This is a genomic window from Leifsonia sp. Leaf264 (genome assembly GCF_001422325.1).
In the GTDB taxonomy this organism is placed as follows: domain Bacteria; phylum Actinomycetota; class Actinomycetes; order Actinomycetales; family Microbacteriaceae; genus Orlajensenia.
The window spans coordinates 308,333-333,700 of sequence record NZ_LMMR01000001.1 but is presented as its reverse complement, the minus strand read 5'-3'; the positions used below and the strand labels follow the sequence as shown (position 1 = coordinate 333,700).

The window sequence follows — 25,368 nt, the reverse complement described above, 5'->3', positions numbered from 1 at the left end:
GTGCGCCCGTTATGGCATCAGTCTGGCCCACTTCATGGCACGCGCGCCATCGACGCGTCCGGCGAGCTGAGTTTCCGTCGACTGCCTCCGCTACAGTCGGCCCTGTGACGGATTCCGCACTGACGCTCATCATTCTGGCGCTGGCCGTCATCGCCTTCGTCAGCGGGCGAATCCCCACCGGGCTCGTCGCGATCGGCGTGTCGCTCGCCCTGCTCGCCACCGGGGTGCTCGACCTGCAGCAGGCCTTCGCCGGCTTCGCCGATCCCGCTGTGGTGCTGATCGCGGCGCTTTTCGTCGTCGCCGAGGGTCTCGACGGCTCCGGGCTCACGTCGTGGGCCGGTCAGCAGTTGGTCCGCCGTGGTGGTGGCGAGCTGCGCAGGCTCACGGTGCTCGTCATGGTCGTCGTGGCAGTGCTCTCCGCGCTCATCAGCGTGAACGGCGCCGTCGCGGCACTGCTGCCTGTCGTGGTCGTCATAGCGTCGCGCATCCTCGTGGCGCCGTCGAAGCTGTTGCTGCCGCTGGCATTCGGAGCTCACGCCGGTTCCCTCCTCACCCTCACGGGCAGCCCGGTGAACGTGCTCGCCTCCGAGTACGCCGCCACGGCGACGGGGCATCCGTTCGGCTTCTTCGACTTCGCCGTCGCCGGCGCGCCGATCATCATCGGGTCGGTGCTGCTCGTGCTGCTGCTGCAGCGCTTCGTCATCCCCGACCGCACGCCGGCGACGATGCCGCGCGACCTCAGCGACCAGGCCCGCGTTCTGCTGCGCGACTACCCCGGACTGCTGACGGATGCCGCAGAGCCGACCCTGCTCGACGCCGGCACTGGCGTGGCCGAGGTGCTCGTACCGCCGCGGTCGGCCTTCGTCGGGGCGACGGTGTTCCCGGGCATGGTGACGGAGAGCGGCGACCTGGTGATCCTGGCCGTGCAGCGCGCGGGTGAACACCTGGAGCACGGCGAGATCGTGCTCGAGGTCGGAGACGTGCTGCTGCTGCAGGGGGACTGGGATGCCCTCGACGCCAATCTCGCCGACCCCGAGATCGTGGTGGTGGATGCGCCGGATGCCGTACGTCGTCAGGCCGCACCGCTCGGGCGTCGCGCCTGGACGGCGGCGGGCATCCTCGTGTTCATGGTCGTCGCCCTGGCGACAGGGGTCTTCCCGCCTGCAGTCACCGGCCTGCTCGCGGCGGGAGCGATGGTGCTCACACGCACGGTCTCGGTCGAGAGGGCGCATCGCTCGATCTCCTGGACGACGCTGCTGCTCGTCGCCGGCATGATCCCGATGTCGACGGCGATCACGCAGACCGGTACGGCCGAGATGATCGCCAACGGGCTCATCGGCATCGTGGGGGACTCCGGCCCGATCGTGGTGCTCGGCGCCCTGTGCCTCGTGGCCCTGGTGTTCGGCCAGCTCATCAGCAACACCGCCACGGCGCTCATCATCCTGCCGATCGCCATCTCGGTGGCGGCGGAGCTTCAGGTGTCGCCGCTGCCGTTCCTCATGGCCGTCGCCGTGGTGTCGGCCGCAGCGCTCCTCACTCCCGTCGCCACGCCGGCGAACCTGATGATCCAGGGCCCGGCCGGATTGAGGTTCGGCGACTACTGGAAGCTCGGCCTTCCCGTCATGGCGGTGTTCCTGGCAGTGGCCGTCGGCATCGTGCCGCTGGTCTGGCGCTTCTGAGCCACTGAGCCACTGAGCCACTGAGCCCCAGGGCCCTCGAGCGTCCGCCGCCGGTGTTCCGAGCCGCTCGCCTCCGCTACTCCTGCACCACGTCGCCGGGCTTCTTGTCCGAACGGATGCCGCGCCACGTCGGATGCCGCAGGCTCCCGGTGCGCGTCCACCCGGCGAACTCCACCTCGCCCACGAGCACTGGCGTCACCCAGTGGGCGTCGCGGGCGTCCTCGCGAGGGACGGCCATGAACGGGCTCTCGTCCTGTGCGAGAGGTTCCAGTCGCGCGACGATGCGCTCGAGGTCTTGGTCGCGCAGGCCGCTCCCGACGCGCCCGATATAGCGCAATCCCTCAGGAGTAGGCAGCCCCACGAGCAGCGACCCGAAGGTTCCGGCGCGGTTGCCCTTGCCCGTGCGCCAGCCGCCGATCACCACCTCCTGGGTGGCGAGGTGCTTGATCTTGATCCAGACGCCCGACCGCCGACCCTCCTCGTAGTGTGAACCGGTCTCCTTGGCGACGATGCCCTCGAGCCCGAGGTTCCTGCTGAACTCGATCGCGCTCTCGGCGTCGCCGTCGAAGGCGTCGGGAACGGCGATCGGCGATCCGCGCGGGGCGTCGATCACCTTCGCGAGCTGCGTGCGCCGGGTCGAGTAGGAGTGCGCCGTGAGGTCCTCGCCATCGAGTTCGAGCGCATCGAAGAGGAACAGGTGCACGGGCCGGCGTTTCCTGGCCGCCTCGATCTCGCCGGGCTTCACGAGGTTCATGCGCTCTTGCAGCAGTCCGAAGTCGGGCCGGCCCGCGGCATCCGTCGCCACGATCTCGCCGTCGAAGACGCCAGACCTGACGTGAGCCGCATCGGCCAGCGCGGCGAGTTCGGGATAGGCCGCCGTGACGTCGTTGCCGTTGCGGGTCATCAGTCGCACGGAGTCGCCCTCGACGGTTGCGATGGCACGGATGCCGTCCCACTTCATCTCGATGGCCCACTCCGGCCCGTTCCCCAGGTCGGCGAGCGTGCCGGCCCGCGCGAGCATGGCCTGGTGTCCCTTCGGGGGAACCGGTTCGTAGCGGCGTCGGGCCGCGGGGGAGTAGTGCGGCGTCGACGACTTCATGCGGTGCAGCAGCCAGTTCGACTTCGCCCCGCCCTCGGGTGCGGTGCGGATGAGCGCTATGCGCACGGGCTCGCCGAGGCCCCCCGCCGCTGAACCCGTCAGGGTCACGATCACCTCGTCGTCGCGCCACTTCTCGAGTTCGTAGGTACCGGAGTCCCAGATGCGCATGCTCCCGGCGCCGTACTCGCCGGCCGGGATGCTGCCCTCGAAGGTGCCGTACTCGAGTGGATGGTCCTCGGTCTGCACGGCGAGGTGGTTGCGACCCGGATCAGCCGGCACGCCCTTGGGCACGGCCCAGCTCACCAGCACGCCCTCGCGCTCCAGCCGGAGGTCGTAGTGCAGCCGGCGGGCGTGATGCTCCTGGATCACGAAGCTGCGGCCGTCGGCGTCGCGGTCCACGGCGTCGGGAACCGGCTCCGGCGTCTTCGCCGCATCGCGTTTCGCCCTGTACTCGCTGAGTCGGTCGCCGCCGGATGCCGCTGCCGCCGTCGCGCGCTGCCCCGGCGATCGGGCGCCCGTCGCGGCGTCCGTCGCGGCATCCGGAACAGGGCCGACGGCTGCGTCGATGGCGCCCAGGGCGTCTCCGCGCTTCGCCACCCGGGCGAGCACCTCGTCGTACTCGAGGTGGGCGAGCGTCGGTGACGCCAGTTCCTTCCAGGTGCGAGGGGCTGCGACGGTGGGTCGGAACCGGCCGCGCAGCGAGTACGGGGCGATGGTCGTCTTGTTGCCGTTGTTCTGGCTCCAGTCGACGAGCACCCTGCCCGTGCGCAGGGTCTTCTTCATGTCGCTCACGACGAGGTCGGGGTGGTCGGCCTCCAGGGCGCGGGCGAGCTCACGGGCGACCGCGGAGACCTGGTCGGAGGTCTGCCGTTCGTCGAGCTGGGCGTAGAGGTGGATGCCCTTGCTCCCGCTGGTGACAGGCAGCGGATCGAGGCCCATGCCCGTGAGGATGACCCGGGCGAGCCGGGCGACCTCGGCGCACTCCTGAAGTCCGACGCCGTCGCCCGGGTCGAGGTCGAGCACGATGCGGTCGGGATTGCGCCTGGCGCCGTCGGCGGTGAAGCGCCACTGCGGCACGTGGATCTCGAGGGCGGCGCTCTGGGCGAGCCAGGCGAGCACTGCCGCGTTGTTCACCAGCGGATAGGTGTTGTCGTGATCCGAATGCGGGATGTCGGCGCGCGGAACCCAGTCCGGCGTGCCGGCGGGGAGGTCCTTCTGGAAGAACGTCTCGCCGGGGGCATCCGGAGTCCCGACACCGTGCACCCACCGCTTGCGCGTCGCCGGACGGAAGATGACGTGAGGGAGCATGACGGGGGCGATGGCCGCGTAGTACCCGAGGACATCGGCCTTCGTGGTGCCCGACTCTGGATAGAGCACCTTGTCGAGGTTGGAGATCTTCAACCTGTGGCCGGCGACGCTCACGAGCTGCGATCCCGACGCCTGCGCCATCACACCCTCCAGCCGAGCCTGTCAACCCACGCGGCAAACCTAGCCGATACGGGTGTTGCGGGTGTGTACTGGTCGGATGAGGTCCATCTGGAAGGGCGCGCTCTCGTTCGGGCTCGTCAACGTGCCGGTGAAGCTGTACAGCGCCACGGAGGACCACGACGTGGGGCTGCATCAGGTGCACGACGCCGACGGCGGTCGCATCCACTACGAGCGGCGATGCGACGTGTGCGGCAAGATCGTGCCGTACGCCCACATCGACAAGGCCTATGACGACGGCGAGCGCACCGTCGTTCTCACGGCCGACGACCTGGCCGCGATGCCCGCCGAGCGCTCGCGCGAGATCGAGGTCGTCGAGTTCGTGCCGAACGAGCAGATCGATCCGATCATGTTCGACAAGAGCTACTTCCTGGAGCCCGACGGCGCATCGCCGAAGGCCTACGTGCTGCTGCGCCGCACCCTGGAATCGACCGATCGCACCGCCATCGTGCGATTCGCCCTGCGGCAGAAGACGCGGCTCGCCGCCCTCAGGGTGCGCGGCGACGTGCTCGTGCTGCAGACGCTGCTGTGGAGCGACGAGGTGCGCGAGGCGGCGTTCCCGGCGCTCGACGAGACCGTACGCATCTCGAGCAAGGAGCTGGAGCTCTCGTCGAGCCTCGTCGACTCCTACGCCAGCGACTTCACTCCTGACGAGTTCGTCGACGAGTACCAGAAGGAACTGCGCCTGCTCATCGAGCGCAAGCTCGAGCAGGGCGACGCCATCGACACCGAGGCCACCTTCGGCGAGGTGCCCGAGAAGGAGGAGGGCGGTGGCGAGGTCATCGACCTGATGGACGCGCTCCGGCGCAGCGTCGAGAGCGCGCGCGGATCGAAGACCGGCGAGTCCAAGAAGTCGAGCGGTACCGCGGCCTCGAAGAAGAGCACGCCGAAGAAGGCAGCGCCGAAGAAGTCGGCGGCGGCCGGGAAGACATCCGCCAAGGCGAGTGCAGACTCGGCGTCGGATGCAGCCCCGAAGCGGAAGGCGCAGTGAACCCGCGAGGCGAGGCTGCACCGTGGTGCGCCTGAGGCACGTCGAGCCCTACACCAGCACCGGCTACACCCGTCGCCGTTCGGGGAAGGGCTTCAGCTACCTCGACGGCAGCGGTCGGGCCCTCGAGTCCGAGGAGCGTGCGCGTGCCGAGGCTCTGGTCATCCCGCCGGCCTGGACCGACGTGTGGATCGCCGATCGCCCCAACGCCCACATCCTCGCGGTCGGCGTCGACGATGCCGGACGCCGACAGTACATCTACCACCCCGACTGGACCGCGGCCCGCGACGCCGTGAAGTTCGACCGCATGCGTGAACTGGCGGCCTCCCTGCCCGTGGCGCGGGGGCGCGTGACCCGGGACCTCGCCGTCGAAGGACTCTCTCGAGAGCGCATCCTCGCCACCTCGTTCCGGCTGCTCGACCTCGTCGCCGTCAGGGTGGGTGCTGAGGCGTACTTCGAGGCGAACGGCAGCTTCGGCCTGTCAACGCTGCTGGTGCGACATGTGAAGCTCGACGGTGAGATCATGCGCCTCGCGTTCCCGGCGAAGAGCGGTCAGAGGATGAGGGCCGAGGTGACGGATGCCGCCCTCGCCACGGTCTCCGCCGAACTTCTGGAACGCACCCCGCGTTCCCGTTACCTGGCGTGGCAGGACGAGAACCGCTTCCGGGCGCTCGGCGGCGCGCAGATCAACGAGTACGTGCGAGCGGCCACCGGGGGAGACTTCACCGCGAAGGACTTCCGCACGCTGCGCGGGACCATCGCGGCGGCGACGGCGCTCGCCGAGGCCGGTCCGCCGGCGAGCGACCGGGAGGCGAAGCAGGCTGTGCGCGCGGCCGTGGTCGCCGCATCCGAAGTCCTCGGGAACACGCCGACGGTGGCCAAGGGCAGCTACATCGACCCGGTGGTCATCGACCGCTACCTGGCGGGGGAGACCATCGCGTTGACGGGGTCGCCCGAGAACGCGCTGCTGGCGCTCTACGAGCGGGACTGAAAACGCAGGGACTGTGACCGCACCGGTGCGTCGGAGAGACTGACGCTCGCGCTACCGGTCAGGCGCTCAGGGGGTGCGGCATCCGCACGTCCTCGTAGCCGCCGAGGGTGCCGAGGTAAGCCGCCTGACCGGGGTTGTACGGCAGGCCGGGGAACGCGGGCGCCCCGGGATAGGCGGGATAGCCGCGGGAGGTGTGACCGTAGGCGCGCACCAGCCTGTCGTCGATGACAGTGCCGAGGTAGTCGCCGTCCGGAGTGATGGCCTCGCCGTCGTTCCACGGGAACCAGCCGATCCATTCGCCGTTCGGATCGAAGAGGTAAGTGCTCCCGGTGGTCGCCCGGAAGGCGATCCATTCGCCGGAGAGGTCGTACAGGTACTCGGTCATTCGGGTTCGCCTTCGTTACGCGTTCGGGTCGCAGGAGGTGAATGAAGTAGGGGGTTCAATCAGGAGAATCATGCCGCCCGAACGGGGGCGGCGCAAGCATATCCGGCGTATTTCTTGCCCGGATCTCACGAATTCGTCGATTCCCGCGTTCGAGGGGCGCGAAATGAGCTCTTTCAGGCGAGCGGATGCCGTTTTCCGTCGTCTCCGCAGGCATCTCCGTCGTCGAGAGCAGTCTCGATCGCGGGCCATCGTCGGGCTCCTTGGCCGGATGCAGGCCACTCGACACCCGCACACACGTGAGGCCCTCGCTCCGACCGGAGCGAGGGCTTCTCGAAGGAATGACCGGTCAGGTCATTGGGACTCACAGATCCAGAGAATCGCCTGGCTCGAGTGCGTGGAACTCACCACCGCCCTGCTCGACCGCCCAGGTCAGGCGGGCGTTCGACATGTCCTTGCCGGCGCGCGAGAGCACCATCTCGTGCGTGGGGAAGGCGTGCTTCGGTGCCACGGCGAGGACGTAGTCGATGACTTCCGCGACCTTCATCCACGGTGCGCCCGCTGGCGCGGCGAGGGTGTCGACGGCCACGCCCTCCGGGATCGTGAAGGAGTCACCGGCGTAGTAGAGGGTGTCGTTGACGAGCACGCCGACGTTGTCGACCACGGGGATCGACGAGTGGATGACGGCGTGTCGCCCACCGAAGAACCGCAGGGTGAACGCCCCGACCTCAACAGTCTCACCGGCCGTCACCAGCTCCACTGGGAAGTCGGCGGCCGCTGCCACGACTCCAGCCGGTCCGAAGATCCGCACGCCGGGATTGGCGTCGACGATGCGCTTCAGCTGCTCCGGTGTCCAGTGGTCGGCGTGCTCGTGAGTGATGACGATGGCCACAGTTCCGGCCGACTCGGTGATCGCGGTGGTGAACGATCCCGGGTCGATGTAGAGCCTGTCGCCGTTCTGCTCGAGGATGAGGGCGGCGTGTTCCAGCTTGGTCAGTCTCATGTGTCGAGCCAACACCCCGAAAGGCCTCGGTGCAACACGCACCGCCGGTGATTCGGCCGGAAGCACCACGGCACACCATAATCGCGGTATGAGTGCTGCCCCGGCGTCGCGGATCACCGTGGCGATCAACCCGAACGCGTCCTTCGGTCACAACCGCGAGGTCGGTCCGCGTGTGGTCGAGGCGCTCATCCAGGCCGGGTACGACGTCGCGATGCTGCGCGAGCCCAATTACGAACTCCTCCGCCGTGAGACGGCACATGCCGTCGACGCCGGAACCGACGCCCTCGTCGTCGTCGGCGGCGATGGCATGGTGTCACTCGGAACCAACCTCGTGGCCGGCACGTCCATCCCGCTCGGCATCATCGCCGCCGGCACGGGTAACGACATGGCGCGCGGCCTGGGGCTCCCGATCGGTGACACCGACGCCGCCATCCGCACCCTCCTCGAGTCGCTTCACCGCGAGCCGCGCGTCATCGATGCGGCCAGCGTCAGGCATGGCGACCTCACGACGTGGTACGTCGGGGTGCTCTCCGCCGGCTTCGACGCCGTCGTCAACGAGCGCGCGAACACCATGACGCGGCCACGCGGGTCGAGCCGGTACATCCTCGCCCTGCTGCGTGAACTCATCACGCTCAAACCCGTGAGCTACACGCTCACGATCGATGGCGTCGCACGTTCGGTCGACGGCATGCTGGTGTCCGTCGCGAACAACGTCTCCCTTGGTGGCGGGATGAAGGTGGCCCCCGGCGCCCTCCTCGATGACGGGCTGCTCGACGTCTTCATCGTCAAGAAGCTCTCCCGCTTCGAGTTCCTCCGCGTGTTCCCGAGGGTGTTCTCGGGCACCCACACGACGCATCCGGCTGTCGAGTTCGTCCACGCCCGCAGCGTGCGACTGGAGACCGATGCCGCCATCGTGGCCTACGCCGATGGTGAGCGGGTGGGACCGCTGCCCGTCGACATCCAGGTCGCTCCCGGCGTGCTCCGCGTGCTCGTGTGACGGCGTGCGCCTCGATTTGGAATGGCGCAATCCCTGTGGCATACTTTTCAAGTTGCAAAAACGGCCCCATCGTTTAGCGGCCTAGGACACCGCCCTCTCACGGCGGCAGCACCGGTTCAAATCCGGTTGGGGTCACCAGCACGAAAGAACCCCCGGCTCAGCCCGGGGGTTCTCGTCGTTTAACCCATGATGTGACGTCGAAATATTCCAGTTCGGCGATGTACTCGACGCCTGCATCCGCCGTATTCGAATCGACACATATGGCGGTGCACGGAGGCCGTCTCGCTCCAGTAGATTCAGCGTCAGACGACCGGAGCCGTGCCCTGGTCCTGACCTGGGGGAGTCGCAATGAGGGCACTCAGCATCACTTCATCGATCGCAGCAGTCATCCTGCTCGCCGGATGCGCCGCGACGACATCGGAGCCTGAGGCGCAGGCCCCGACCTCCGCCTCGGTCGAAACACCGGCACCGACTCCACCACCGACACCGACAGCGCCGACGAGGCCGGTCCCGACATACGACGTCCCGTGCGAGACCCTCGTACCCACCAACCTCGTGACCGACATCGACTCTGCGCTGGCACCAGAACCCCAGGCCGTCACCTGGGACGTCAGTGTCTCGGTCGCACAGAGCGGCGTGCTGGTGTGCCAGTGGACCGACGACACGAAGGACGTCTCGCCCGAGTTCTTCGTGACGGTGATCCCTGACGCGGGCGCCTCCCTGAGGACTGACCAGATCGCGGCCTATGCCTGCGCCGACGATGCCTGCTTCAGGGCGTCTCGTTACACCGATAGTGCACTCGTCACCTATTTCAGTGAGGTGCCGGCCACCACAGCCGAGGTCGATGCCATCCTGACGTCTGCGTCGGCGGCGGTCGATGCGACGACCCCAACCCCTCGCGAACCGGCCAACGACACTTGGCAGTGGGGCAGCCTCGCCGATTGCGCAGTTGTCGAGGATGCAGCCCAGATCTCTGCGGCCTTTCACTCACCGGAATTCACGGTCGGGCGATCCGACAGTGGTCTCGACGTGCCTCCGTTGATCGTGGCCCGCGACCGCGGCGGCATCCTGCGATGCACGTGGGCCAACGCCGAGCCGGTTCCGGCCGGGCAGCTCTCGATGGTCACGGGCAATATCGTGCCGGGCGGTGCATGGGCTTGGGACGACCTGACGAACCGGGCCGCCACTGAAGACGATCCGCGGATCTCCGAGCCCGTCACCGTTCCGGGCGCCGACGCAGCCGTCTATCGCTGCAGCGACGATTCCTGCGAGATAGACGTCTCTTCAGGTGGGAGTGTCGCCTCGCTCTATCTGTCGAAGTCCGTCGACATGCGAGAGCTCCTTCTGGCGGCGGCCACAGCGCTCGTCGCCGTGCCCTGACGCGTCAGTCGCGCGAGCTGAGCAGCGCGTCGTACTGGTCGTCGGAGGGGCGGATGCCGCTGCCCGAGTCGCTCGCCCGTGACGGAAGCACCGGTGGCAGTGGAACGACCACGCCGTCGTGCGTCTCACCCGGCGCGACGCGGTGGTACGACATCCGGTCGATCCAGGCCAGGGCGAGAGCCGAGAGGATGAAGACCACGTGGATGATGACCTGCCACATGACACCGGTGGGGGTGTACTTCTCGCCGTTCTCGGTGGTGCCGGACTCGGTCATGCCGCCGACCTCGATGAAGGTCTTCAGCAGGTGGATCGACGAGATGCCGATGATGGCCATCGCCAGCTTGACCTTGAGCACGTTGGCGTTCACGTGCGAGAGCCACTCGGGCTGGTCTGGGTGGCCGTCGACCTTGATCTTCGAGACGAAGGTCTCGTAGCCGCCGATGATCACCATGATGAGCAGGTTCGCGATCATCACGACGTCGATGAGGCCGAGCACCATCAGCATGATGTTCGCCTCGGTGATGTCGGCCGTGTGGAGGAACACCTCCTGGGCGAGGTGCCAGAGCTCGATCATGAACACGACCACGTAGATGGCCTGGGCCACGATGAGTCCGAGATAGAGCGGGGCCTGCAGCCAACGGCTGAAGAAGATGAGGTAGCCGATGCCGTTCGTCCAGGTGGACGTCGGGTAGGGGCGGGCGGTGCGGGGCTGCGGGGGCATGGCGTTCACGTCTTGTCTCCTGGAAGGTCCTCGTTACGGCAATGCTATCGAGCGCCTCCATGCGGAAGGGCTGTGAGCGAGCGGCTCGACGCTGCGCGGCAGCACCGTCGCCGTCCACTACGCTGAGAGGGCGAAGGGGAGTATCCCACCTCGTCGGATCCGTCATCACGGGTGGCATCGTCGCAGCCCCGGATCCGATGGCATCGTCTACGATGCGGGAGAGACTTTCAGCGGTTTGCCGTCCCCTCTTCGCGAAAGGCCCCCCTATGGAGTCCGCCCTTCCCCTCTGGTTCGAGATCACGTCGCTCGTCGTCCTCACGCTCATCCTCGTGGCCGACCTGCTGCTGGTGATCAAGCGGCCGCATGTGCCGTCGTTCAAGGAGGCGACGCTCTGGGTCGTGTTCTACGTCACGCTCGCGCTCATCTTCGCGGGCCTGATCTTCCTGCTCGGTGACTCCCAACATGCCGGCGAGTTCCTCGCCGGCTGGCTCACCGAGTACAGCCTCTCGATCGACAACCTCTTCGTGTTCGTCGTGATCATGGCCCGCTTCGCCGTGCCGAGGAAGATCCAGCAGGAGGTGCTCATGGTGGGCATCATCATCGCCCTGATCCTGCGCCTGATCTTCATCCTCCTGGGCGCCGCCCTCATCGAGAACTTCAGCTGGATCTTCTACATCTTCGGCGCCTTCCTGCTCTACACCGCGTTCAACCAGGCCTTCGGCAATCACGAGAGCGACGGCGAGGAGAGCGGCCTCATCAAGATGCTGCGTCGGCGCCTCTCGATCGCCCCCGACTTCCACGGCATCAAGCTGCGCACCGTCGTCGACGGCAAGCGGATGTTCACGCCCGTGCTCATCGTGTTCATCGCCATCGGCACGACCGACCTGATCTTCGCGCTCGACTCGATCCCCGCGATCTTCGGCATCACCCAGAGTCCGTTCATCGTGTTCACGGCGAACGTCTTCGCGCTGATGGGCCTGCGCCAGCTCTACTTCCTCCTCGGCGGACTGCTCGAGCGCCTCGAGTACCTCAAGTACGGCATCGCGTTCATCCTGTTCTTCATCGGGGTGAAGCTCGTCTTCCACGCCCTGCACACCAACGAACTGCCGTTCATCAACGGCGGCGAGCACGTGGAGTGGGTGCCGGAGATCGACACCTGGACGTCGCTCATCGTGATCATCGCGTCCATGGCCGTCGCCACAGTCGCGAGCCTCATCAAGGCCAGGATCGACGCCCGCAAGCGTGGTCACAAGCTCATGGACGAGGTGCCGCACTTCACCGACGAGTAACGTCCGGTTGCTCGGTGTACGCTGTGATGGTGCAGTGCCCTCAGCTTCTTCTCGGGTGCCGCGACGAGACCTCGTTCTGACAGGCCTTCCTCGTCGCGGCGTTTCCCGTTGGCTGAATACCGATCATGGAAAGTGCATCAGCAATGAACGCGAACACCTCTGGAATCATGCCGCCGCGCACCCTGGCCGAGAAGGTCTGGGATGACCACCTCGTGGCCAAGGGCGAGAACGGCGAGCCCGACCTCATCTACATCGACCTGCACCTGGTGCACGAGGTCACCAGCCCGCAGGCCTTCGACGGCCTGAGGATGGCCGGCCGCCCCGTGCGCCGACCCGACCTGACCATCGCCACCGAGGACCACAACACCCCGACGATCGGCATCGACAGGCCGATCGCCGACCTCACCAGCCGCACGCAGATCGAGACGCTGCGCCGCAACTGCGACGAGTTCGGAGTGCGCCTGCACTCGCTCGGTGACATCGAGCAGGGCATCGTGCACGTGGTCGGACCGCAGCTCGGCCTCACCCAGCCGGGCATCACCGTGGTGTGCGGCGATTCGCACACGTCCACGCACGGAGCCTTCGGTGCCATGGCCTTCGGCATCGGCACCAGCGAGGTCGAGCACGTGCTCGCCACCCAGACGCTGCCCCTGAAGCCGTTCAAGACCATGGCCATCACAGTGGAGGGGACCCTCCGCCCCGGCGTCACGGCGAAGGACATCATCCTCGCCGTGATCGCCAAGATCGGCACCGGCGGCGGACAGGGCTATGTGCTCGAGTACCGCGGCAGCGCCATCCGTACCCTCTCCATGGAGGGTCGGATGACGATCTGCAACATGTCGATCGAAGCCGGCGCCCGCGCCGGCATGGTCGCCCCCGACGACACGACCTTCGACTACGTGAAGGGCCGCGCCCACGCACCGGAAGGGCAGGACTGGGACGATGCCGTCGCCTACTGGCGCACCCTCGGCACCGATGACGGCGCCGTCTTCGACGCCGAGGTGTTCATCGACGCCGACGCCCTGGAGCCGTTCGTCACCTGGGGCACGAACCCGGGTCAGGGCGTCTCGCTGAGCGACACGGTTCCGAACCCGTCCGAGATCGCCGACCCGCACGAGCGTGCCGCCGCCGAGCGCGCCCTCGAGTACATGGACCTCGCCGCCGGCACCCCGCTCAAGGACATCGCGATCGACGCGGTCTTCATGGGCTCCTGCACGAACAGTCGCATCGAAGACCTGCGGGCGTTCGCATCCGTCATCCAGGGCAAGAAGAAGGCCGACGGCGTGCGCGTCATGGTCGTTCCCGGCTCTGCCCGCGTGCGCATCGAGGCCGAGGCCGAGGGCTTGGACAAGATCATCACCGATTTCGGTGCCGAATGGCGCTTCGCCGGATGCTCGATGTGCCTCGGTATGAACCCCGACCAGCTGGCTCCGGGGGAGCGCTGCGCGTCGACCTCGAATCGCAACTTCGAGGGCCGACAGGGCAAGGGCGGTCGGACGCACCTCGTGTCGCCGCTCGTCGCTGCGGCCACGGCCATCCGGGGCACCCTGTCGAGTCCCTGGGATCTGCAGACCGAAGGGGAGGCCCGCTGATGCAGAAGTTCGAGAAGGTCACCGGGATCGCGGTTCCGTTCCGTCGGTCGAACGTCGACACCGACCAGATCATCCCGGCCGTCTACCTCAAGCGCGTCACCAAGACAGGCTTCGAGGACGCGCTCTTCGCCGGCTGGCGTCAGGACCCGGAATTCGTGCTGAATCGCCCGGAGTACCAGGACGCCAGAATTCTCATCACCGGCCCAGACTTCGGCACAGGTTCGTCTCGTGAGCACGCCGTCTGGGCGCTGCGCGACTTCGGTTTCGACGTCGTGCTGAGTCCGCGTTTCGGTGACATCTTCCGCGGAAACTCCGGCAAGCAGGGCCTCCTGGCCGGGGAGGTCGCCGAGCCGGACATCGAGGCCCTGTGGGCGGTCATCGAGGAGCAGCCGGGAATAGAGCTCACCGTCGATCTGGTTGAGCGAAAGGTCACCGCCGGGTCGCTCAGCGTTCCGTTCGAGATTGACGATTACACTAGGTGGCGGCTCATCGAGGGCCTCGATGACATCGGACTGACCCTGCGAGATGCGGATCGGATCGATCGATTCGAGCAGACCCGCGAGAGCTGGCGACCGCGAACACTGCCGGTCAAGCAGTCATAGAGCTGGAGAAGCATTACTTGAACACACTCGGCGAAGATGCACGCAATCATGGGACGGCTGTGGGGCTCAGCGTCGACCGGATCACGATCAACGGCGGGAAGCCGTTGTTGGGTCGGATCGAACTGAAGGGGGCGAAGAACCTCGTCACCAAGGCGATGGTCGCCTCCGTCCTCGGCGAGACGCCCAGCGTCCTGAAGGACGTTCCGAACATCAGCGACGTGCGCATCGTGCGCGGCCTGCTCGAGGTGCACGGAGTGCGCGTCGTCGAGGGTGTCGAAGAGGGCGAGCTCATCTTCGACCCGTCGAACGTGGAGAGTGCGCACTTCGCCGATATCGACGCCCACGCGGGCTCAAGCCGCATCCCGATCCTGTTCTGCGGACCCCTGCTGCACCGACTCGGTGAGGCCTTCATCCCCGATCTCGGCGGATGCCGCATCGGCGACAGGCCGATCGACTTCCACCTCGAGGTGCTGCGCAAGTTCGGCGCCGTCGTGGAGAAGCTTCCCAGCGGCATCCGGATGTCGGCCCCGAACGGCCTCAGGGGCGCCAAGGTGGAGCTGCCGTACCCGAGCGTCGGAGCGACCGAGCAGGTGCTCCTGACAGCCGTGCGCGCCGAGGGCATCACCGAGCTCAAGGGTGCCGCCATCGAGCCGGAGATCATGGATCTCATCAACATCCTGCAGAAGATGGGTGCGATCATCACGGTCGACACCGACCGCGTCATCCGCATCGAGGGCGTCGAGCGTCTCGAGGGCTACACGCACCGTGCGCTCTTCGACCGCAACGAGGCCGCGAGCTGGGCCTCGGCGGCCCTCGCGACCGACGGCGACATCTTCGTCGGCGGCGCGCGCCAGTCGGAGATGCTCACCTTCCTCAACGTCTTCCGCAAGGTCGGCGGCCAGTTCGAGATCCACGACGACGGCATCCGTTTCTGGCACCCCGGAACCCCGCTGAACCCCGTGTTCATCGAGACAGACGTGCACCCCGGCTTCATGACCGACTGGCAGCAGCCTCTCGTCGTCGCCCTCACCCAGGCCCAGGGCGTGTCGATCGTGCACGAGACCGTCTACGAGCAGCGCTTCGGCTTCGTCGACGCGCTCATCGACATGGGAGCCGAGATCCAGGTCCACAAGGACTGCCTCGGCGGACAGGCCTGCCGCTTCGGGCAGCGCAACTTCAACCACTCGGCCGTCATCGTCGGCCCGCGCAAGCTGCACGGTGCCGACATCGAGGTTCCCGACCTGCGCGGCGGTTTCAGCCACCTGATCGCGGCGCTCTCCGCCGAGGGCCCGTCGACGGTCTCCAACGTCGGGATCATCGCGCGCGGCTACGAGAACTTCATCGGGAAGCTGCAGCAGCTCGGAGCCGACTTCGTTCTCGAAGGATAATAGGGGGATGCCCAGCACCACCTCGCCGCAGAGCCGCGCGCCCCGGGAGTCCAGGAAGCCGTCGATCTTCTGGCTGTTGGCCGCCATAGCGCTGCCGACGATGAACGCGTCGATCAAGTTCACCTTCCACAACGCCCAGAAGCTGCCGGCCGAGGGTGCCGTCGTGCTCGCGCCGAATCACTACAGCGAGATCGACCCGCTCGTGATCGGCGTCGCCGTATACAAGCAGGGCCGGCTGCCCCGATTCCTGGCCAAGGCGTCCCTGTTCTCGGTTCCCGGCATCGGAGCGCTGCTGCGCTGGTCGGGGCAGATCCCGGTCGAGCGCGCCGGCGGCAGCGGACACCAGGCCCTGCGCTCCGCCGAGGCTCTCGCAGCGAGCGGACGTCTCGTCGTCGTGTATCCGGAGGGCTCCCTCACCCGCGATCCCGACCTGTGGCCGATGCGCGGCAAGACGGGCGCCGTGCGCATAGCGCTCGAGCAGCAGATCCCGATCATCCCGGTCGCCCACTGGGGCACGCAGGCGTTGATGCCGCGCTACGGCAAGAAGCTCGTGCTGTTCCGCCGCAAGCCCATCCACGTGGCGTTCGGCGACCCCGTCGACCTCAGCGAGTTCGTCGGCAAGCCCCTCGAGACCGCCGTGCTCGCGGAGGCGACCAGCCGGGTGATGGATTCCATCAGCGTGCTGCTCGGCGAGCTCCGTGACGAGCCGGTTCCCGCCGAGCGCTGGGACCCCGCCACCCACAAGCAGAGCGAGACCGGGCGCTTCGATGGCTAAGCCCGTGAAGCGCGGCACCCGCGTGGCCGTGCTCGGCGCCGGCAGCTGGGGCACCACCTTCGCGAAGATCCTCGCCGACGGCGGCGCCGACGTCATGGTCTGGGCGCGCCGACCCGAGCTCGCACGAGAGATCCAGGAGGCCAAGCGCAACAGCGACTACCTCCCAGGCATCAACCTCCCGGTGTCGTTGCGTGCGACCTCCCGCCTCGACCTCGCACTCGCCGGAGCGGAGCAGGTCTTCCTCGCAGTTCCGAGCCAGTCCCTCCGCGACACCCTCGCCGCCGCCCACCCTCATCTCGGAGCAACGACGATCGTCGTCTCGCTCATGAAGGGCGTCGAGAAGGGCACAGACCTGCGCATGAGCGAGGTGATCGCCCAGGCGCTTCCGATCCCGCCCGAGCAGATCGCCGTCGTGTCCGGCCCCAACCTCGCCCTCGAGATCGCGAAGGAGCAGCCGACGGCCGCCGTCGTCTCCTCCACCAGCCTCGAGACAGCCCAGGCCGTCGCCAAGCTGGCGAGCACGACTTACTTCCGCACCTTCGTGAACACCGACGTCATCGGCACCGAGTTCGGCGGCGTGTTGAAGAACCTGATCGCCGTCGCCATCGGCATCGTCGACGGAGTGGGCTACGGCGAGAACACCAAGGCGTCGATCATCACGCGCGGTCTCGTCGAGATGACGGACTTCGCCGTGGCGCACGGCGCCCAGGTCGAGACCCTGTCGGGGCTCGCGGGGCTCGGCGACCTGATCGCGACCTGCCAGTCGCCGCTCTCGCGCAACAACACGGCCGGGCGGTTGCTCGGCCAGGGGCTCTCGATGGCGGACGTCACCAAGCAGATGAAGCAGACCACCGAGGGATTCGCATCCGTCGGCCCGGTTCTGGAACTGGCCAAGGCGAAGGGCGTCGACATGCCCATCGTCGAGCAGGTGCGACAGGTGCTGGCGGGAACCCTCAAGCCGGCCGACATCGCACCCCACCTCACAACCGACTCGGACGAGCCGCAGGGCGAAAGGAATCTCGATGACGCACAAGCTCACGGTGGTGCTGCTGTTTGGCGGTCGGTCAAGCGAGCATTCCATCAGCTGCGCAACGGCGGGGGGAGTTCTCTCGGCGATCGACCGTGAGAAGTACGACGTCATCCCCGTCGGCATCACCAGGGACGGGGCCTTCGTGCTCGAGTCCGATGACGCCCATCGCTTCGCCCTGGATGCCTCGGCTCTGCCCGAGGTCGCCGACAACGGCACCCGCATCCTCTGGCCCGAGAGTGCGGCCACTCGTGAACTTCGGGTGACGGATGCCGCGGGTGCAGTGCGCTCGCTCGGCGACGTCGACCTCGTCTTCCCCATCCTGCACGGCCCGTTCGGCGAGGACGGCACCCTCCAGGGCATGCTCGAGCTCATCGGCCTTCCGTACGTCGGGTCGGGAGTGCTCGCGAGCGCCCTCGGCATGGACAAGCACTTCACCAAGCTCGTGCTCCAGCACGCCGGCATCGACGTCGCGCCGTGGCGCACCATCACGGCGAACGAATGGGCGAGTGATCCGGCCGGCGTGCGCACCTCGATCGAGGCGCTCGGCCTGCCCGTCTTCGTCAAGCCGGCGCGTGCAGGATCGAGCGTAGGGGTGAGCAAGGTGTCGGAGCCCGGGGAGTTCGAGGCCGCCTTCGCGACGGCGTTCGCCGAAGACGACAAGGTGCTCGTGGAGACCGGCGTCGTCGGACGCGAACTCGAGATCGCCATCCTCGGGGGAGCGCAGGGCGAACCCGCCCGGGCCTCCGTCGCGGGCGAGGTCATCATGACGGGCCGAGAGTTCTACGACTTCGACGCGAAGTACCTCGATGCGCCCGGCGTGCAGCTCAGCTGCCCGGCCGACCTCGGCGAGGAGCAGCTGAGCGAGATGAGTTCCATCGCGATCGCGGCGTTCGAGGCCATCGGAGCCGAGGGGCTGTCGCGGGTCGACTTCTTCCTGACCGACGAGGGCTTCGTCGTCAACGAGATCAACACGATGCCGGGCTTCACGCCGATCTCGATGTTCCCCACCTGCTGGTTGAACTCCGGACTCAGCTACCCGCAGCTGATCGACGAGCTCATCAGGGTCGCCGTGGCTCGCGGCGTCCGCGTCGGCTGAGGGACGGTTCGCCCGCTGACGGTCTGTTCGCGGCGAGTCCGTCGCGAGCTCGTCGGACGGATTCAGCCGGCTGGGGTCGGCGTGCTCGTGGGCTCGGGTACATCCGTCACGTCGGTGCACTGGCTCGTCGGCTCGATGACCGAGACCGCTGACGCGAGGTCGGCCAGCGTGGTCGATCCGCTCACCTCGTCGTAATCGAGGATTACCTCGACGGCAGGCGTGCGGCCGAAGGTCGTGAACCTGTAGCGCGGGGCGTCGGAGTCGTCCTGGATCCAGTCGACTCCGTTCACGCTGACGCATTCCTCCGTCGTCGGGCCCGGAGTCGGAACACCGCAGCGCAGCAGCACCGCGGCGGGGTCGCCCCAGGCCCCGGTGCCCTGGGCACCGGTCTCGCGCGACGCCTGGTCGGCGACGGTGGCGGGAAGGCGCACGACGACGTCGGCGCAGGCCGTGGACTTCGCGTCGGCGGCCGGCTCGAGCGAGACCGCTGATGCGCAGCCGGTGAGGGCGACGGCGGCGAGGAGGAGGGTGACGGTGAGCGTCGCTGAGCGCAGCGTGGAACTGTGAGACATCGCTTTCAGGCTACCGTGTGAGGAATGAGCGAAGCTTCGAGCCCGACAGTCGGCGAGCTGAACGAGCTGGCAGTCCTCGCCAGGATCTTCCCCCGACTCCCCGAGGCCGACGCCGCCATCGTCGGACCCGGCGACGATGCCGCCGTGCTCTCGGCGCCCGATGCGCGCTACGTCGTCACGACGGACATGATGGTGCACGGGCCCGACTTCAGGCTCGCCTGGTCGACGCCGTTCGAGCTCGGCTGGAAGGCCGCCGCGACCAACCTGTCCGACGTCGCAGCGATGGGCGCCGTCCCCACGGCGATCGTGGTCGCCCTCGCGGTGCCGCCGACGTTGTCCGTCTCCGTCGTCGAGGGCTTCGCCGACGGCCTGCGTGCGGCGTGCTCGGCTCTCGCCCCCGGCTGCGGCGTCGTGGGAGGCGACCTCTCGGCATCCGACACTCTCACCATCGCGGTCACGGCCTTCGGGGACCTGCAAGGGCGGCCGCCGGTGCTGCGGTCCGGCGCGCGGGTCGGCGACCTCGTGGCGATCGCCGGGGAGCTCGGCCTCGCCGCCGAGGGCCTCGGCCTGCTGTTCCGTGAGGCCGTCGACGATGACGGGCGGCCCGATGCCGGCCTGGCCGACGAGCTTCGGATGCGGCATCCGGCGGCCATGCGTGCGCAGTTGGCGCCGACCCCGCCGATCGCCGCCGGCCCCGTCGCCGCGATCGCCGGTGCCACCGCCATGCTCGACGTCTCCGACGGGCTCTCCCTCGACTCCGCCCGCATCGCGCGCTCGAGCGGCGTGGGGATCGACTTCGACGTCGCAGCCCTCGGCGACGACCCGGAGCGGGCTCTCGGCGGCGGCGAGGACCACGGGTTGCTCGCGACGTTCCCGGCCGGCGGCGAGGTGCCGGCTCCGTTCCGGATCATCGGGCGGGTGACGGATGCCGCCGGCACCGTGAGCGTCGACGGCACGCCGCACGCCGTCGTGGGGTGGGACCCGTACAGCGGCTGGGACGGCGCGGCGGGCTGAGCGCGCGGGCCGAGCCGCACAGAGTCGCTCCAGCGACGGCAGAGCGGCCGTTCGGGTCCTGCGCTTACTCGGCGGCGCGGTGCGTCACGGTCACGGCCGTGGCCCACCAGAGGGTGGTCTCGCCGTACTTCTTCTCGCGGTCGAGCTCCAGGCCGTGGGGGAGCGTCGGCGCGCTCGACCGGGTGCTGCGCTCGATCATGACCGTCGCACCGGGCGAGAGGCGGTGCACGAGAGCCGCGAGAACTCGATCGAGCTCATCGGTCGACAGGTCGTAGGGAGGGTCGATGAAGACGAGGTCGAAGGCGCCGACGGCCGCCTCGACATAGTGCTGCACGGCCTGGGCCGCGACACTCACGCGAGGCTTGGCCCCGGCGGGCGCCGTCCGCAGCACGGCCTCGGTGTTCTTCCGGCAGATCGCGGCCGCCGGCGCGTTCCGTTCGACGAGCACGACGGATGCCGCTCCACGACTGGCTGCCTCGAGGCCGAGCGACCCCGAACCCGCGTAGAGGTCGAGCACGTGCGAGCCGCGGATCTCGTCGCGGGCGTCGAGGGCGGAGAAGATGGCCTCGCGCACCCTGTCGCTGGTGGGTCGAGTTCCGCTGCGGGGCACTGCAAGGGTGAGGGAACCGGCGAACCCGGAGACGATGCGCGTCATAACGAAGTGAGCCTACCCGCGCGCGCGGCCGGAGTGTGATGATGGACGCGTGGGGGAAACGACGAGTCAGCTCCGGACCATCGACCAGACGATCCTGGACACGCTGTGGGATTTCGCAGATCCCGCGGCGTCGGCGGAGCGCTTCCAGGCTGCGGCGGACGACCTCGCCTATGACGAGGAGGCCCGCGAGGAGATCGCCACGCAACTGGCTCGCGCGCTGGGCCTGATGGAGCAGTTCGACGACGCTGAGGCCGTGCTCGATGCCATCGCGCCGTCGTCGCCGATCGTCGAGGCCAGGGTCGCCCTCGAGCGCGGGCGCCTGCGTGTTGCGTTGGGCGAGCCAGAGGTCGCCGTACCCCTGTTCACGAAGGCCGCACGGCGCGCGGCGTCGGGGCGCGTGACCTTCCTCATCCTCGATGCCCTGCACATGCTCGCCATCTCCGATGTCGGACACGAGGAGGAGTGGGCGGAGGTCGGCTTCGCCGTCCTCGAGCGCGCCGGACAGCCCCGCACCAGGCGCTGGGGTGTCGCGCTGCACAACAACCTCGGCTGGTACCTGCACGACGGCGGCCGGGCGCAGGATGCGCTTCCGCATTTCGAACGCGCCCTCGAATACGCCCGCGACGTCGGCACGGCCGATCAGCGCTTCCTGGGCCGCTGGGCCGTCGCGCGCTGCCTGCGCACCCTGGGGCGCAACGACGAGGCGCTCGCGCTGCAGCGCTCGCTCGCCGAGAAGCGGCCCGACGACCCCTACGTCGCCGCCGAGATCCAGGCTCTGACGGCGGATCCCTCTACGATCGAGGAATGACCTCGACCGACGCCTCGCCAGGCGCCGACTCACTGTCGACGAGCCCGCTCGACGCGCCTCTGGCCACAGTACTGGCGCCGCGCACGGCGACGCCGCTCGCCAAGGCCTTCGGCATCCGTACAGTCGGCGATCTGCTCAGCCACTATCCGCGTCGGTACGCGCGACGCGGTGAGCTGACGGCTCTCGACCGCCTGCCTCTCGACGAGAACGTCACCATCGTCGCCGAGGTGCGCGAGGTGCGGGGGCGCTCGATGAAGAACCGCCGCGGCCACATCCTCGAGGTGTCGATCTCCGACGGCGCCGGCATCCTCACGCTCACCTACTTCAACCAGGGCTGGCGCGAGAAGGAGCTGCGACCGGGGGTCCGCGGTGTGTTCGCCGGCAAGGTGACGGCCTATCGCAGCGCACTGCAGCTGGCGCATCCCGACTACGAACTCTTCGACGACGATTCCGTGGCGCTCAGTGGGGCGGCCGACCCCGACGCCGGCAAGCGGTGGTCGGAGATGCCCATCCCGATCTATCCCGCGACGGGGAGCCTGTCGAGCTGGAACATCGCCAAGGCGATCGCGACCACTCTCGACGGCCTGCGCGGAGTGGGGGATGCCGTTCCCGCAGCCGTCCGCGAGGAGCAGGGACTGCTCGCCCATGCCCGAGCGCTCGAGCTCGTGCACCGCCCGCAGACGGATTCCGACTGGAGGCGTGCTCGCGACAGCCTGCGCTTCGCCGAGGCGTTCGTGCTCCAGGCCGCCCTGCTGCAGGAACGGGCCATCCACCGGGCGTCGGCGACGACGGCGAGGGTGCCGCGCCCCGGAGGCTACCTCGAGCGCTTCGACGGCATCCTGCCGTTCATCCTCACGGCCGATCAGGAGGAGGTCGGCGACGAGATCGCCGGAGACATCGCCGCGACGGCTCCTATGAACCGACTGGTGCAGGGCGAGGTCGGCTCGGGGAAGACTCTCGTCGCCCTGCGGGCCATGCTGGCTGTGGCCGAGACCGGTGGCCAGTCCGCCCTGCTCGCCCCGACCGAGGTGCTGGCCGCGCAGCACCTGCGCTCGATCGCCCGCACCCTCGGACCCGACCTGTCGGCCGAGCTCATGCCCACCCTCATCACAGGTCAGCTCTCCGCAGCCGAGCGGCGGAAGGCCCTGCTGCGCGCGGTCTCCGGCCAAGCACGCATCGTCGTCGGCACCCATGCGCTGCTGGGGGAGACCGTGTCGTTCTACGACCTCGGCCTCGTCGTGATCGACGAGCAGCACCGATTCGGCGTCGACCAGCGCGAGGCCCTCCGGCTGAAGGGCGCGACCCCGCCGCACGTCCTCGTGCTCACGGCCACCCCCATTCCACGCACCGTGGCGATGACGGTGTTCGGCGACCTCGACGTCAGCGTCATCCGGGAACTCCCGGCAGGACGCTCGGGCATCGAGTCCTTCGTCGTGCCGTTGGCCGAGAAGCCCGGCTGGTGGAACCGGGTCTGGACCCGCATGGCGGAGGAGCTCGCCCTCGGACGCCAGGGGTTCGTGGTCTGTCCCGCCATCGATGCCAAGCAGCCCGAGGAGGGCGAGGAGCTCGGCGACGACGAGACTCCGGCCCCGCTCGCCTCCGTCGGCACGACGCTCGAGGCACTGCGCGCGCATCCCGACCTCGCCGGTCGTCGCATCGAGGCGTTGCACGGGCGCATGTCGAGCGAGGAGAAGGATGCCGTCATGCAGGCCTTCGCCGCCGGCCGCATCGACGTGCTCGTCGCCACCACCGTCATCGAGGTGGGAGTCGACGTTCCGAACGCTTCGACGATGGTCGTCCTCGACGCCGAGAGGTTCGGCGTCTCGCAGCTGCACCAGCTGCGCGGCCGGGTCGGTCGCGGCTCGGTACCCGGCCTGTGCCTGCTCGTCACCAACGCCGCCGAGGAGTCGCTCGGTCGACAGCGGGTGGATGCCGTCGCGGCGACGCTCGACGGCTTCGAGCTCGCGCAGGCCGACCTCGAGCTCCGACGTGAGGGCGACGTTCTCGGCGGCCTGCAGTCCGGAGGCCGCTCGTCACTGCGACTGCTCCGGGTGGCCAAGGACGGCGACATCATCGCCGACGCCCGCCGGGCCGTGCAGGGGATCCTCGACGTCGATCCGGCCTTCGCGGATCACCCCGACCTGCGCGAGGCAGTCGCCCGCCGGCTCGACGAATCCGAGCGTGAATACCTCAACAAGGCGTGATGGCTCAACAAGGCGTGATGGCCCCCGTTCGGGGATTCACACCGGCTCTCCAGCAGCGGACGGATGCCGTCAGGCTAGGGTGAAAGCCATGCGCAGGATCGCCGTCGTTCCCGGTTCCTTCGACCCAGCGACGCTGGGTCACCTCGACGTGATCGAGCGCGCTGCAGGCCTGTTCGACGAACTGCACGTCCTCGTCGTGCACAACCCCGACAAGAATGCCCTGCTCCCGATCGCCCAGCGGGTGAGCCTGCTCGAACGAGCCGTCGCCGAGAGTGGAGCCGGCGGCAACGTCGTCGTCGCCTCCTGGAGTGTCGGGCTCCTCGTCGACTACTGCACCGATGTCGGGGCATCGGTTCTCGTCAAGGGCATCCGCTCGCAGGTGGATGTCGCCTACGAGACCCCGATGGCGATAGTCAATCGCAACCTGGCCGGAGTGGAGACCATCTTCATGCTCCCCGATCCGGCTCACGCGCACGTGTCCAGTTCCCTCGTCCGACAGGTCGCGGCTCTCGGGGGCGACGTGGCCCCCTACGTGCCGCGTGCCGTCGCCGAATTCCTCCAGGGGTCACTCCGATGAACAGCTCAGCCACCCGAATCCCGACAGACTCCTCCGTCGCGACGGCCGACGACACAGTCGCCATGCCGCTCGACGAGGTGCTGCGGCACGCCAACGCGATCATCGCCAACGTCGAGTCCGTCATCGCGGGCAAGCACGCCGCGGTGCGCACGGCGCTCACGGTGCTCCTCGCCGAGGGCCACCTGCTCATCGAGGACGTCCCCGGCGTGGGTAAGACCATGCTCGCCAAAGCGCTGGCGAAGTCGGTCGACAGCACAGTGAGCCGCATCCAGTTCACTCCCGATCTCCTGCCGAGCGACGTCACCGGCGTGTCGATGTACAACCAGGCCGAGCGCCGGTTCGAGTTCAAGCCCGGGGCCGTGTTCGCGAACATCGTCATCGGCGACGAGATCAACCGCGCCTCGCCGAAGACCCAGTCGGCCCTGCTCGAGTGCATGGAGGAGCGCCAGGTCACCGTCGACGGCACGACCTACCTGCTGTCGACGCCGTTCACCGTCGTCGCGACCCAGAACCCGATCGAGATGGAGGGCACCTACGCCCTTCCCGAGGCCCAGCGCGACCGTTTCATGGCACGCATCTCGATGGGGTACCCCGACACCGAGAACGAGGTGGAGATGCTGAACACGCGCGACGTGACCAGCCCACTCGAGCAGATCGGCGCCGTGGTGGATCTCGAGCAGCTGCGGGCGATGATGTCCTCGGCGCGCGGGGTGTTCGCCGCCCCCGGAGTCAAGGAGTATGCGGTCGCCCTGGTGCGTGCCACTCGAGACGATCGCGATCTGCGCCTCGGCGGCAGCCCGCGCGCCACCCTGCAGCTGATCCGGGCCGCGAAGGCGCATGCAGCCCTCCAGGGCCGCGACTTCGTGCTGCCGGACGACATCGACGACCTCGCCGTCGCCGTGCTCGGCCACAGGCTCGTCCCCACCAGCCGTGCCCTTGGCCATCACCACCAGGACAGCTCGGCCCTCATCGAGGAGATCGTGCTGCGGATAGTGTCGGAGACCCCGGTGCCGCTCGGAAACCAGAAGCGGTCCTGATTCG

The 25,368-nt window shown here is 68.3% G+C and carries 23 protein-coding genes and 1 tRNA gene; 18 read left to right on the top strand and 6 right to left on the bottom strand.

All coding sequences use genetic code 11. The annotated features are described in order from the left end of the window. Positions 1–11: 11 nt before the first annotated feature. Complete coding sequence (locus tag ASF30_RS01595) at positions 12–1,679, top strand: SLC13 family permease (protein WP_082467374.1); 1,668 nt, start codon at positions 12–14, stop codon at positions 1,677–1,679. 76 nt (positions 1,680–1,755) lie between these two features. On the opposite strand, the gene ASF30_RS01590 is transcribed toward ASF30_RS01595, so the two are convergent. Next, complete coding sequence (locus ASF30_RS01590; protein ID WP_055900563.1) at positions 1,756–4,227, bottom strand: ATP-dependent DNA ligase; 2,472 nt, start codon at positions 4,225–4,227, stop codon at positions 1,756–1,758. 76 nt (positions 4,228–4,303) lie between these two features. Here ASF30_RS01590 and ku point away from each other — a divergent pair, with 76 nt between their 5' ends. Then, a complete protein-coding gene (gene ku / locus ASF30_RS01585; RefSeq protein ID WP_055900561.1) occupies positions 4,304–5,254 on the top strand; it encodes a non-homologous end joining protein Ku in 951 nt (316 codons plus the stop codon). 22 nt (positions 5,255–5,276) lie between these two features. Beyond that, the gene (locus ASF30_RS01580; RefSeq protein WP_055900559.1) at positions 5,277–6,242 is read left to right on the top strand and encodes a DNA topoisomerase IB; all 966 of its coding nucleotides are present in this window, start codon (positions 5,277–5,279) and stop codon (positions 6,240–6,242) included. A 58-nt stretch (positions 6,243–6,300) separates the two neighbouring features. Here the strand turns inward: ASF30_RS01580 and ASF30_RS01575 are convergent, their stop codons facing one another. Both ASF30_RS01575 and ASF30_RS01570 read right to left on the bottom strand, forming a co-directional pair. Continuing rightward, positions 6,301–6,627: a hypothetical protein gene (locus ASF30_RS01575; protein ID WP_055900556.1), complete on the bottom strand. Its 327-nt coding sequence runs from the start codon at positions 6,625–6,627 to the stop codon at positions 6,301–6,303. A 361-nt stretch (positions 6,628–6,988) separates the two neighbouring features. Then, the gene (locus ASF30_RS01570) at positions 6,989–7,627 is read right to left on the bottom strand and encodes an MBL fold metallo-hydrolase (RefSeq protein WP_055900553.1); all 639 of its coding nucleotides are present in this window, start codon (positions 7,625–7,627) and stop codon (positions 6,989–6,991) included. 88 nt (positions 7,628–7,715) lie between these two features. Here ASF30_RS01570 and ASF30_RS01565 point away from each other — a divergent pair, with 88 nt between their 5' ends. The 3 genes from ASF30_RS01565 to ASF30_RS01555 all read left to right on the top strand — a co-directional run bounded on the left by ASF30_RS01565 (position 7,716) and on the right by ASF30_RS01555 (position 10,004). After that, the gene (locus ASF30_RS01565; protein ID WP_055900550.1) at positions 7,716–8,624 is read left to right on the top strand and encodes a diacylglycerol/lipid kinase family protein; all 909 of its coding nucleotides are present in this window, start codon (positions 7,716–7,718) and stop codon (positions 8,622–8,624) included. A gap of 62 nt (positions 8,625–8,686) precedes the next feature. Next, positions 8,687–8,762 (top strand) — tRNA-Glu (locus tag ASF30_RS01560). A 417-nt stretch (positions 8,763–9,179) separates the two neighbouring features. Continuing rightward, positions 9,180–10,004: a hypothetical protein gene (locus ASF30_RS01555; RefSeq protein ID WP_157496856.1), complete on the top strand. Its 825-nt coding sequence runs from the start codon at positions 9,180–9,182 to the stop codon at positions 10,002–10,004. 4 nt (positions 10,005–10,008) lie between these two features. On the opposite strand, the gene ASF30_RS01550 is transcribed toward ASF30_RS01555, so the two are convergent. Beyond that, entirely contained in the window at positions 10,009–10,725 is a 717-nt protein-coding gene (locus ASF30_RS01550; RefSeq protein ID WP_082467464.1) for a TIGR00645 family protein, read from the bottom strand. A 266-nt stretch (positions 10,726–10,991) separates the two neighbouring features. On the opposite strand from ASF30_RS01550, the gene ASF30_RS01545 reads away from it, so the two are divergent. The 7 genes from ASF30_RS01545 to ASF30_RS01515 all read left to right on the top strand — a co-directional run bounded on the left by ASF30_RS01545 (position 10,992) and on the right by ASF30_RS01515 (position 18,497). Then, positions 10,992–12,014, top strand: a complete 1,023-nt coding sequence (locus ASF30_RS01545; RefSeq protein ID WP_055900542.1) for a TerC/Alx family metal homeostasis membrane protein — start codon at positions 10,992–10,994, stop codon at positions 12,012–12,014. Between the two features lie 143 nt (positions 12,015–12,157). Next, complete coding sequence (leuC, locus tag ASF30_RS01540) at positions 12,158–13,606, top strand: 3-isopropylmalate dehydratase large subunit (RefSeq protein ID WP_055900539.1); 1,449 nt, start codon at positions 12,158–12,160, stop codon at positions 13,604–13,606. Next, a complete protein-coding gene (gene leuD, locus ASF30_RS01535; RefSeq protein WP_055900536.1) occupies positions 13,606–14,208 on the top strand; it encodes a 3-isopropylmalate dehydratase small subunit in 603 nt (200 codons plus the stop codon). Before leuC ends, leuD begins: the two co-directional genes overlap by 1 nt. 17 nt (positions 14,209–14,225) lie before the next feature. Continuing rightward, complete coding sequence (murA, locus tag ASF30_RS01530; RefSeq protein WP_082467373.1) at positions 14,226–15,596, top strand: UDP-N-acetylglucosamine 1-carboxyvinyltransferase; 1,371 nt, start codon at positions 14,226–14,228, stop codon at positions 15,594–15,596. A gap of 7 nt (positions 15,597–15,603) precedes the next feature. After that, entirely contained in the window at positions 15,604–16,371 is a 768-nt protein-coding gene (locus ASF30_RS01525; RefSeq protein ID WP_055900529.1) for a lysophospholipid acyltransferase family protein, read from the top strand. Further along, entirely contained in the window at positions 16,364–17,497 is a 1,134-nt protein-coding gene (locus ASF30_RS01520; protein WP_055900526.1) for an NAD(P)H-dependent glycerol-3-phosphate dehydrogenase, read from the top strand. The genes ASF30_RS01525 and ASF30_RS01520 overlap by 8 nt, the downstream gene beginning before the upstream one ends. Beyond that, positions 17,394–18,497, top strand: a complete 1,104-nt coding sequence (locus ASF30_RS01515; RefSeq protein WP_055900523.1) for a D-alanine--D-alanine ligase family protein — start codon at positions 17,394–17,396, stop codon at positions 18,495–18,497. The genes ASF30_RS01520 and ASF30_RS01515 overlap by 104 nt, the downstream gene beginning before the upstream one ends. A 62-nt stretch (positions 18,498–18,559) precedes the next feature. On the opposite strand, the gene ASF30_RS01510 is transcribed toward ASF30_RS01515, so the two are convergent. Next, positions 18,560–19,069, bottom strand: a complete 510-nt coding sequence (locus ASF30_RS01510) for a DUF3515 domain-containing protein (RefSeq protein ID WP_055900520.1) — start codon at positions 19,067–19,069, stop codon at positions 18,560–18,562. Between the two features lie 24 nt (positions 19,070–19,093). Between ASF30_RS01510 and thiL the strand changes: the two genes are divergently transcribed. Continuing rightward, the gene (gene thiL / locus ASF30_RS01505; protein ID WP_055900517.1) at positions 19,094–20,083 is read left to right on the top strand and encodes a thiamine-phosphate kinase; all 990 of its coding nucleotides are present in this window, start codon (positions 19,094–19,096) and stop codon (positions 20,081–20,083) included. A 64-nt stretch (positions 20,084–20,147) separates the two neighbouring features. On the opposite strand, the gene rsmD is transcribed toward thiL, so the two are convergent. Next, complete coding sequence (gene rsmD / locus ASF30_RS01500) at positions 20,148–20,738, bottom strand: 16S rRNA (guanine(966)-N(2))-methyltransferase RsmD (protein ID WP_055900514.1); 591 nt, start codon at positions 20,736–20,738, stop codon at positions 20,148–20,150. 49 nt (positions 20,739–20,787) lie between these two features. Between rsmD and ASF30_RS01495 the strand changes: the two genes are divergently transcribed. The 4 genes from ASF30_RS01495 to ASF30_RS01480 all read left to right on the top strand — a co-directional run bounded on the left by ASF30_RS01495 (position 20,788) and on the right by ASF30_RS01480 (position 25,364). Beyond that, positions 20,788–21,546 carry a tetratricopeptide repeat protein gene (locus ASF30_RS01495; protein WP_055900512.1) on the top strand — a complete coding sequence of 253 codons (759 nt, stop codon included), beginning with the start codon at positions 20,788–20,790 and terminating at the stop codon, positions 21,544–21,546. Next, a complete protein-coding gene (locus tag ASF30_RS01490; protein ID WP_055900510.1) occupies positions 21,543–23,750 on the top strand; it encodes an ATP-dependent DNA helicase RecG in 2,208 nt (735 codons plus the stop codon). The genes ASF30_RS01495 and ASF30_RS01490 overlap by 4 nt, the downstream gene beginning before the upstream one ends. An 88-nt stretch (positions 23,751–23,838) precedes the next feature. After that, complete coding sequence (gene coaD / locus ASF30_RS01485) at positions 23,839–24,327, top strand: pantetheine-phosphate adenylyltransferase (RefSeq protein ID WP_055900507.1); 489 nt, start codon at positions 23,839–23,841, stop codon at positions 24,325–24,327. Then, positions 24,324–25,364 carry an AAA family ATPase gene (locus ASF30_RS01480; RefSeq protein WP_055900504.1) on the top strand — a complete coding sequence of 347 codons (1,041 nt, stop codon included), beginning with the start codon at positions 24,324–24,326 and terminating at the stop codon, positions 25,362–25,364. Before coaD ends, ASF30_RS01480 begins: the two co-directional genes overlap by 4 nt. Positions 25,365–25,368 lie beyond the last annotated feature (4 nt).